The 9,171-nt window shown below is 69.9% G+C and carries 6 protein-coding genes; 2 read left to right on the top strand and 4 right to left on the bottom strand.

All coding sequences use genetic code 11. From position 1 onward, the window contains the following. Nucleotides 1–17: 17 nt before the first annotated feature. Nucleotides 18–3,671, top strand: a complete 3,654-nt coding sequence (locus IEZ21_RS30590) for a LamG-like jellyroll fold domain-containing protein (protein WP_189325088.1) — start codon at nucleotides 18–20, stop codon at nucleotides 3,669–3,671. A gap of 114 nt (nucleotides 3,672–3,785) precedes the next feature. Here the strand turns inward: IEZ21_RS30590 and IEZ21_RS30585 are convergent, their stop codons facing one another. The 3 genes from IEZ21_RS30585 to IEZ21_RS30575 form a co-directional block, all read right to left on the bottom strand. Further along, nucleotides 3,786–4,727 (bottom strand): SGNH/GDSL hydrolase family protein, encoded by a 942-nt coding sequence (locus IEZ21_RS30585; RefSeq protein WP_189325087.1) that lies wholly within the window; start codon nucleotides 4,725–4,727, stop codon nucleotides 3,786–3,788. A gap of 123 nt (nucleotides 4,728–4,850) precedes the next feature. Continuing rightward, nucleotides 4,851–5,894, bottom strand: coding sequence for a helix-turn-helix domain-containing protein (locus IEZ21_RS30580; RefSeq protein ID WP_189325086.1), 1,044 nt, complete (start codon nucleotides 5,892–5,894; stop codon nucleotides 4,851–4,853). A gap of 80 nt (nucleotides 5,895–5,974) precedes the next feature. Beyond that, the gene (locus IEZ21_RS30575; protein ID WP_189325085.1) at nucleotides 5,975–6,952 is read right to left on the bottom strand and encodes an alpha/beta hydrolase; all 978 of its coding nucleotides are present in this window, start codon (nucleotides 6,950–6,952) and stop codon (nucleotides 5,975–5,977) included. Between the two features lie 244 nt (nucleotides 6,953–7,196). Between IEZ21_RS30575 and IEZ21_RS30570 the strand changes: the two genes are divergently transcribed. Then, nucleotides 7,197–7,892: a L,D-transpeptidase family protein gene (locus IEZ21_RS30570; RefSeq protein ID WP_189325084.1), complete on the top strand. Its 696-nt coding sequence runs from the start codon at nucleotides 7,197–7,199 to the stop codon at nucleotides 7,890–7,892. 64 nt (nucleotides 7,893–7,956) lie between these two features. Here the strand turns inward: IEZ21_RS30570 and IEZ21_RS30565 are convergent, their stop codons facing one another. Beyond that, nucleotides 7,957–9,159: a Gfo/Idh/MocA family protein gene (locus tag IEZ21_RS30565; RefSeq protein ID WP_189325153.1), complete on the bottom strand. Its 1,203-nt coding sequence runs from the start codon at nucleotides 9,157–9,159 to the stop codon at nucleotides 7,957–7,959. Nucleotides 9,160–9,171: the final 12 nt, after the last annotated feature.

Raw genomic sequence — 9,171 nt, 5'->3', positions numbered from 1 at the left:
CTGAAAGGACGTCATCCATGCCATCCGCTGACAGAGCCGCGCGGCGCAGAGCCCCGGCCGCCGTTGCGCTGGCCCTCGGCGCGGGCCTGCTGGCCGCGCCGGCCGGCCCCGCGCAAGCGGCCGAACCGCCCAAGCCGACCGCCCACTACACCTTCGACCAGGACGACCTCGCCTCCGGCAAGATCACCGACAGCTCCGGCAACGGACTGACGGCGGACCTGGTGAACGGCTCCACCGCCCAGTCCGTCGAGGGCATGGGCGGCGGCAAGGCGCTCGCCCTGCCCGGCGGGCCGGATACGTCCGACGGGGCGTACGTCCGTCTGCCCCGCGAAATCATCGGCGAAGCAACCGACTTGACGGTCTCCGCCCGGGTGAAGTGGAGCGGCGACAAGTCGTCCTGGCAGCGGATCTTCGATCTGGGCACCAACACCACCAAGTACTTCTTCGCCACCCCGTACAACGGCAACGGGGTGCTGCAGACCTCCGTGACCACCGGCGGAGGGGGCGCGGAGAACCAGGTAAAGGGCTACGCGCCGCTCCCCGCGGACGAGTGGAAGACCGTCACCGTCACCCTCGACACCTCCGCAGGGCGGCTCACCACCTACCTTGACGGAGTGGCGGTTTCCTCCACCGAGACCAGCATCAAGGCCAAGGACGTGCTGGAGAGTTCGGCCACGGCCGCCGGTTACATCGGCAAGTCCCTGTGGCCGGATCCGCTGCTGAAGGGCGCGGTCGACGACTTCACGGTGTGGCACGCGGCGCTCAGCGCCGAGCAGGTGGCCGGCACGGTCCCGGCCCTGCCCACCCTCCAGGAGCTCTCGAAGACGTCCTTCGAGGCCCGTACGACGAACGGGACCGCCCCGACACTGCCCGCCGCTGTCCGCTCCACCTATTCCGACGGCTATGACCGCGACACCCCGATCACCTGGGACGACATACCTGCCGACAAGTACGCCCAGCCCGGGACGTTCACCGTGGCCGGAAAAGCGGCCGGGCGCGAGGTGAAGGCGACCGTCACCGTGGTCCGCGAGGGCCAGCTGACCGTCGACCTCGGCTCGGACACCGGCAAGTTCCACGGCGGCGCCTCCGGCACCCTCTACGGCGTGTACGGGCCGGACGTCCCCACCAACAACCTCATCGAGGGCATGGGCCTGCGTACGGTCTCCACCAAGGCGCAGGACGGTCCGCAGCATCCCGGTGCCGACGCGCTGGAGGTGGTGAAGCCGCTGGCCGACTCCACCGACGGTGACGTGTACATCTACATGACGGACATCCACCGCGGCTTCCCGTACCAGTGGCCGGGCGACACCCCTCAGGAGAAGGTCAAGCTCTACCGGGAGAAGGTCGAAAAGCAGGTCGACCAGGTCCTGAAGCTGCCGAAGGAGTACCAGGACAACATCGTCTTCGTGCCGTTCAACGAGCCCGAGGGCAACATGTTCGGCACCGGCGAGTGGAGTTACGACAAGACCAGCTGGCTCAACGACCCCGACGACTTCTTCGCCACCTGGGACGACTTCTACAAGCTGATCAAGGGCAAGCTGCCCGACGCCCGCATCGCCGGCCCCAACACCAGCGTCCTGTATGACCAGGTGAAGGGCTTCCTGACCCACACCCTGGAGGCCGGTACCCTCCCCGAGGTCATCACCTGGCACGAGCTGAGCCACCCGGAGGCGGTGCGCGACAGCGTCGCCAAGTACCGGGAATGGGAGAAGGACCTCTTCAAGGGCACCGACCGCGAAGGCACCCAACTCCCCATCAACATCAACGAGTACGCCTTCAACTACCACACCTCGGTCCCCGGCCAGATGATCCAGTGGGTGTCCGCGATCGAGGAGTCCAAGGTGGACGCCGACATCGCGTACTGGAACATCGACGGCAACCTCTCCGACTCCGCGGTGCAGTCCAACCGCGGCAACGGCCAGTGGTGGCTGCTGAACTCGTACGCCTCGATGAGCGGGCACACGGTGAAGGTGACTCCGCCGTTCCCCGGCGAGAACTACACCATGCAGGGCGTCGCCACGCTGGACGAGAAGAAGAAGCAGTCCCGGCTGGTCTTCGGCGGTTCTGTCGGCAAGGGGCACATCACCTTCGACAACGTCCCGAAGAAGGTCTTCGGTGACCGGGTGCACGCCTGGGTGAAGGAGATCGACTGGAGCGGTCAGGTCGGCGACAACACCGGCCCGAAGCTGCTCTCCGAGCAGAACCTGAAGGTCGGTGCCGACGGCAAGGTCGTCGTCGACTTCGGCGACGGAGACCTGCCGACGCTCAAGGAGTCCTCGGCGTACGAGATCGTCCTCAGCCCGGCCGGCAAGGCGAAGGGCACCCAGTCCCCGCCCGTGCGGTGGAAGGACTCGTACGAGGCGGAGGACGCCGCCCACACCGGGTCCGGCTACACGAAGAACGGCCCGGAGGGCTCGCCGCGCGACGTGTCGAAGTTCTACACCTCCGGCGGCTACGACGTGGGCGGCCTGCGCACCGGCTCGGACGTCACGCTCGACTTCACCGTGGACGTGCCCGAGGACGGCACGTACGACCTCAGCGTCTTCGCCAACTCCCTCAACACCTTCGACAGAGTGAAGGAGCAGGGCCCGACCAACGTCTTCCTGCGCGTGGACGGCAAGGCGGACAGCGAGCAGGAGCTGCATCTGCCGCTCGGCTACAAGTGGGTGGTGTGGGACCACACCGACACCAAGGTCAAGCTCACCAAGGGCAAGCACACCATCACGCTCGCCGCGAAGAGCGCCGACGGCAAGGGCGCCACCAAGGGCGACGCCATCGTCGACCGCCTCACCCTCTCGCTCCCCGAGGCTTCGGCCGACACCCAGGTGTACGAGGGCGAGTTGGCCTGGCTGGGCGGCGGCGCGCAGCCCGTCTACACACTGCCGAAGCCGGCCGCCACCGGCTCGGGCGCGGTCCGGCTCCCGAAGAACGGGACCGCCACGTTCTGGGTCTACTCACGCGCCGACCGCGAGGCCACCCTCAAGGTCGACACCCTCGCCGGCTCGGGCGCCCGGATGTCCGTCAACGGGCACGACGTCCTGCGCCTGGGCAAGGGCACCAGTAGCGCGGCGGTCTCCCTGACGGGCGGCGTCAACAAGGTGACGGTGACCGGAGGTTCGTCCACCACCCTTGTCGACCGCCTTCGGGTCACGCCCACCGAGGGCGCGCTCCCGGCGCGTACGTACGAGGCGGGCGACGCCAAGCTCGCCGGCTCGGCCAAGCTCGCAGAGCTCTCCCTGGCCACCGACGGCACGGCGATCACCGGCATCGGCGGTGACCCCGGCAACGGCAACACCGCGACGTTCACGGTCAAGGCCGACCGCACGGGCCTGCACGCGCTGCGGGTCCGCTACTCCAACCCGGAGCAGTCCGAGGCCACCCACTACAACCCGGACCCGCTCGCCCGCCACGCCGACATCAGCATCAACGGCGGCAAGGTGCAGCGAGTGGGCTTCCCGCACAGCTTCCACCAGAACAACTTCTGGGAGCTGACCATCCCCGTCCAGCTGAAGAAGGGGCAGAACACGATCGCCTTCCGTTCCGAGGAGCTGCCGAACTTCGACGGCACCTCGTACGCCTCGGACACCTTCCCCGGCGTACTGCTCCGCTCCCGCTACGCGCCGCTGATCGACCGGATCACCGTCGCCCCGTACGCCCGGGAGACCCGATGAAGTGATGACCACCGGCGGCGCGGCGATGAGGGCGCCGCGCCGCCGGTACCCCACGCGGGTGCCCGGGTCCGTCGAGAGGTCAGCGGACCCGGGCACCTGCTGTGCACGGCTCTCTCAGTTCGTCGCGGCGGTCAGCGCCTTGGTGATCGCCCGGGTCATACGCAGGATGCCGGGGGAGCGGACCGGGCAGGGCCTGGACTTCGCGGTGGTGGGGGCCAGACAGAAGTGCAGGTAGTCGTCGTCGCGGTGCAGGGCGGTGCGGTTGTTGGCCGGCTGAGTGCAGTACGCCGGGTGTTTGCGTTCGTACGCCGTGCACGGCAGGTGCTGGGACCAGGTGTAGCGGGCGCCGGCCGGGCCGACCTCCTTGCCGGCGTCCGCGACCAGGCCACCGGATGCGTCGGCCTGCTGCTCATAGATCTCGTTGACGCGGCGGACCCGGTCGGGGGTGATCGGGTCCGGGCCCTGGAGCACCCACACGACCTTCGGCCGCTTCCCGTTGCCCGCTTTCGCGATCTGGTCGGTCAGTTTGCGGGCGTCGGAGGTGTAACGCGCGAAGTACGTGGCCGGATCCTTGCCGTGCGTGATCCCGTCCATGCACCACGTGTAGTCCCAGGCGTTGGCCCAGAACTGCAGCACCACGAAGTCCGGCCGCAGCGAACGCACCAGGGCGGCCGCCTTGTCCCTGTCCGGGACGAGCGACTTCTCGCCGGTTCCCTCCAGGTAGTCGCAGAGCGTCGTCCCCGAGTACGGGGCGCTGGTGTAGCGCGCCTTCAACTCGTCCTGGAGGAACTCGCCGAGCACCTTCTGGTTCTCCATCGCGAGCGAGTCACCGAGGTACAGCACGGTGGGCCGCTTCGCGGGCGCCTTGGACACGGCGGAGGCGGGCGGCCGCTGCTGCTGTGTGGTCGAGGACGGCGACGGGCCCGGCGCCATAGCCGCCGCTGTGCCGGAAACCGGACGCTCGGGCGGCGCGGCCTCGGGCCCGGAGGAGGGGTCTCCACAGGCTCCGAGCAGCAGCAGACCCACCAGCACCCCGCCGACCCACGCCTTGCGCATACAGCAACTCCCGCCCCACCCACCGAAAACGGCCCCCAGACAAGCACAGCGGGGCGCGCGGGGGAAGTGCCCTGGCTGCCAAGGCCGGGCGGTCACCCGGGAGCGGGCGGGCGAGCCCGGGTCTCAGACCTGGTTCCGGGCCAGGTGCCGGGCGGTCAGGGCCAGTTGGAGGCGCAGGCGGCCCTGCGGCGTGCGTACCGGCCAGCCCAGCAGGGACTCCGCGTGGGCGAGGCGGTCCTGGAGGGTGGAGTGGTGGAGGTTCAGCTCGGTGGCCGCTGTGCGCAGGCTCGGGGAGGTGATGACGGCGTACAGCGTGGGCAGGAGCCACGGGGCCGCCGCGGCGGCGTGGTCGAGGGCGCGTACGTCGGGCGGGGGCTCGATGCCCGGGGCGACCACGGCTGACAGCAGGGCGAGCGTGCCGAGTTCGTCGGCGTGGACGACGCGCGGGCCCGGATCCTGGTCGCTGCCCCCGGCCGTGAAGCGCAGGGCCGTGCGGGCGGCGGACCAGGAGCGGGGCAGTTCCAGGACGGGGACCGACGGGCCCACACCCACCCGGCCCTCGTGCGGCAGCTCAGGGCCTGGGACCGGCTGGACGAGGGCCCGCTCGCCGGAGGCAAGGCTCAGGGAGAGCTGCTTCTGAGAGCCGCCGCGCAGGGCGATCGTGCGAGCCTGACCGTCCGGGTCGAGGCCGAGCCCGCGCGCCGCGTGCAGCCGGGCGGCCTCCGCGGCCGTCGGGTCGAGCACCGTCTCCAGCAGGGCCGGATCGTCGGCCGGGCCGTGCACAGGAGCTCGCCCCCGGGTGCGGTCCAGGACATGCCGGGCGGCGCTCGCGGTCCGCTCCAGGACCATGGCGTCGACCACCGTCCGCGGCCCCGTGCGCTCCAGCCACACCGCGGGAGCCCCGCCCGGGATCAGCGGCGCCGAAGGCCACTCGGGACGCACAGGCCCCAGTTCGTCGCGCCGCCGCCCGTCGGCCTCGACCCGGAGCCGTACCTGCCTGGCCTCGTCGACGAGCCGTGCGGGGCAGCCGGACAGCACCGCCGCACCCCGTACCAGGGCCTCGAGCCCGGCGCGCCCCTCGACCAGCCGGTCGAAGTAGGCGATGACCTGGACGGCGGCTCCGGCGTCCGGGTCGAGCGCGGCCAGGCGGCCAGCCAGCTCTTCCATCTACTCATTCTCGGTCAGGAATCACCATTTGGATCCATGAGTCAGGAATCACCATGGGCTGTATGCCGGTGAGTGTCGTGTCACTCACCGAGCAGTCGGTGCAGCCACCGCACCCGGGCCGCCCGGGCGTCCTGGGACAGCGCGGCCTGCGGGGCGAGTCCGTCGAAGCCGTGGAACGCGCCCGGCCACACATGCAGCTCGGCCTGGCCGCCCGCCTGCCAGATCCGGGACGCGTAGGCGACGTCCTCGTCGCGGAAGGTCTCGGCCGAGCCCACGTCGATGAAGGCCGGCGGCAGCCCGGACAGGTCCTCGGCGCGGGCCGGAGCCGCGTACGGGGAGACGTCCGCCGTGCCGCGGGCCTCACCGAGCAGCGCGGTCCAGCCGGTGTCGTTCGCCGTACGGTCCCAGATGCCGAGGCCGGCCATCTGAAGGGCGGACGGGGTGTCGTTGCGGTCGTCGAGCATCGGGTACAGCAGCATCTGGCCGATCGCACGCGGCCCGTTCCGGTCGCGGGCCAGCAGTGCCAGCGCCGCGGCGAGCCCGCCGCCCGCGCTGCCGCCCGCCAGGATGATCCGGTCCGGGTCTGCGCCGATGTCCTTGGCGTTCTCCGCCGTCCACAGCAGGCCGGCGTAGCAGTCCTCCACCGGGGCCGGGTGCGGATGCTCCGGAGCGAGCCGGTACTCCACCGACACCACGACCAGGCCCAGCTCCTCGGCCCACTCCATCGTCAGGTCCATGCCCATCCGGCTGTTGCCCAGCACCATGCCGCCGCCGTGCGTGTGATAGACGACCGGCCGCGGACCGGGCACGGAGGTGGGGCGGCAGATGATCAAGGAGATGTCCGGTGCGCCCTCGGGTCCGGGCACCGAACGCTCCTCGACCTCGAAGGCGCCGTCGCGGCTCAGCACCTCGTTCGTGGGCAGTTCGAAGGGACCGTCGTCGCCCAGCCCCCGCGCCATCGGGATCCACTCCGGCAGGAGGGTGGTGGGCGCCTGCTCGCCCATCACGGCCAGCGCCGCGGCCAGCTCGGGGTCGAAGGGCGGGGGAGTGGTGGTCATCGGGTCCTCCTTGATACGGCGTCGTTGCCTGACGCCGATCCTCACCTTCCCCGGGAGACAGCGGGGCCCGCCGTCCGGCGGAAGTCTCCCGCAGGACGGCGGGCTGCGTAACCGTTTCGTCTCGGGGACGGCAGGCTGCGTAACCGTTTCGTCGCAGCGTGGGCCGCTCTACAACCCAACTCCTCCGGCGCATGTCTAGCTGGCACAGAGTGCACCACGCATGTGGACGAAGGGGGAAGGCATCATGGGGGACATACGCAGACGGGGAGCCGTCGTACTGGGCATCACAGGACTGGTGGCGCCGCTGACCGTCGCGCTGGGCGCCGTGCCGGCGCAGGCGGCGAGCTGCAGCACGCAGGCCGGTCCGTATCAGAAGCAGGTGGAGAGGTTCCTCGGCCGGACCGTCGACGGCAGGCAGTCCGCCGCAGACTGCCGGGCGATCAAGGCCTTCCAGACCAAGCACGGCATCACCCCGAACATCGGGTACGCGGGGTCGGTCACCTGGGGCGTGATGGACCTGATGAAGAAGCAGAAGGCCGTCGGGAACAACCCCAACAGGGACGGCAGGTGCCCGGTCAACAAGGGCCGCATCGCCTGCGTGAACCTGACACTGCAGCTCAGCTGGATCCAGGACGGCAGCAGGCTCGTCTACGGCCCGGTCCCGGTCCGCACCGGACGCAACGGATACGAGACCCGCACCGGCCTGAAGAAGATCTACTGGCGGAACATCGACCACGTCTCGACCATCTACAACGTGCCGATGCCCTACAGCCAGTTCTTCGACGGCGGCCAGGCCTTCCACTCCGTCGGCGTGAGCATGTGGAACCCGCCCGGCTCGCACGGCTGCGTCAACATGACGAAGACCAACGCCAAGAAGTACTGGTCGCTCCTCAAGAAGAACGACGACGTCTTCGTGTACGGCCGCAAGCCGGGCACCTGACCGGTCGGCCCGGTCGGCCCGGCCGCCCCGAAGGGCAGCCGGGCCGGAGTCGATACCGGGCTGGTCACTCCTCGGGCGCGTCCCCGAAGTCCGGTATCTCCAGCCTTGCCCCGCCCTGCCGTGCGGAGTCGTGCGCGACGATGCCCGGCAGGGTGTAGCGGGCGGCCACCCACGCGTTCACCGATGGCAGGGTGCGCGTGTTCACCGCGGTCACGAAGTCGTCCACCAGGAAGTGGTGGCTCCCCTCATGGCCGTTGTGCAGGTGGTCGAACTCCCGCGGCAGCCGCGAGCGGTCGTGCACCGGAGCCGAACCGGAGGTGAAGGCGGCCCTGAGGTCCGGCGCGATGTGCTGGAGTGACGGGTCGTCAGGAGACATGGTGGGCTTGGGCTCCAGCAGCTCGCTGATGTCCTTGACGCCCTTCTTGTCCTGCCACATGGCCACCGTGGCGAGCTGCTCCATGCTGGCGTCCGTACCGAAGAACCGGAAACGCGACTCCCTGATGTGCGAGGGGTAGCCGACCCGCCGGAACTCGTTCGTACGGAACGAACCGCCGCCCGCGACCTCGAACAGCGCGGTCGCGTTGGAGAAGTCGTTGCCGAACTGGCTGACTTCCTGGTCGAAGACCCCGTCACCACGATCGTCCTTGACGCCGATCGCGGACACGCTCACCGCATGCGTCTGCCAGGCACCCAGCACCCCACCCACCGAGTGCGTCGGGTAGAGCAGCGGAGGATAGCTGGCGGTGGACTTCCAGTCCTCGCCGCCGCTGTACTGGTAGGCCTCGTAGAACCCGAGGTCCATGTCGTGCACATAGTCGCCCTCGGCGTAGAAGAGCCGCCCGAACGCGCCCTCGGCGATCTGGTTGCGGGCGTGCACGGTCGCCGGGTTGTACTGGCTGGTCTCGCCCATCATGTACGTCAGACCGGTGGCGCGTACGGTGTCGATGATCGCCGCGATCTCCTCCGCAGTGATCGCCATGGGCACCGCCGAGTACACGTGCTTGCCGGCGTTCAGCCCCTGGACCACCAGCGGTCCATGGGTCCAGCGCTGCGTGAAGATCGCGACGGCGTCGACCGCCTCGGACTCCAGCATCGCCTCGTACGAGGGGAAGGTGCCCGACAGCCCTTCCGTGGACGCCAGTTGCTCGGCCCGCTCGGGCAGGAGGTCGGTGACGAAGACCTCGCTCACGCCGGGGTGGGCCAGGAACAGCTTGGCGAACTGTCCCGAGAACTGTCCGGCACCGACGATGCCGAGGGAGAACGTCATATAGGGGGTGCC

This window comes from Streptomyces flaveus (genome assembly GCF_014647675.1).
GTDB classification, from domain to species: Bacteria; Actinomycetota; Actinomycetes; order Streptomycetales; family Streptomycetaceae; genus Streptomyces; species Streptomyces flaveus.
This window is presented reverse-complemented; position numbering and strand designations above follow the sequence as displayed.

Bases quoted from the DNA above. Each gene is read 5' to 3' on its own strand.
- IEZ21_RS30590 (WP_189325088.1), top strand. From the start codon at position 18: ATGCCATCCGCTGACAGAGCCGCGCGGCGCAGAGCCCCGGCCGCCGTT.
- IEZ21_RS30575 (WP_189325085.1), bottom strand. From the start codon at position 6,952: ATGACCACCACTCCCCCGCCCTTCGACCCCGAGCTGGCCGCGGCGCTG.
- IEZ21_RS30580 (WP_189325086.1), bottom strand. From the start codon at position 5,894: ATGGAAGAGCTGGCTGGCCGCCTGGCCGCGCTCGACCCGGACGCCGGA.
- IEZ21_RS30585 (WP_189325087.1), bottom strand. From the start codon at position 4,727: ATGCGCAAGGCGTGGGTCGGCGGGGTGCTGGTGGGTCTGCTGCTGCTC.
- IEZ21_RS30570 (WP_189325084.1), top strand. From the start codon at position 7,197: ATGGGGGACATACGCAGACGGGGAGCCGTCGTACTGGGCATCACAGGA.
- IEZ21_RS30565 (WP_189325153.1), bottom strand. From the start codon at position 9,159: ATGACGTTCTCCCTCGGCATCGTCGGTGCCGGACAGTTCTCGGGACAG.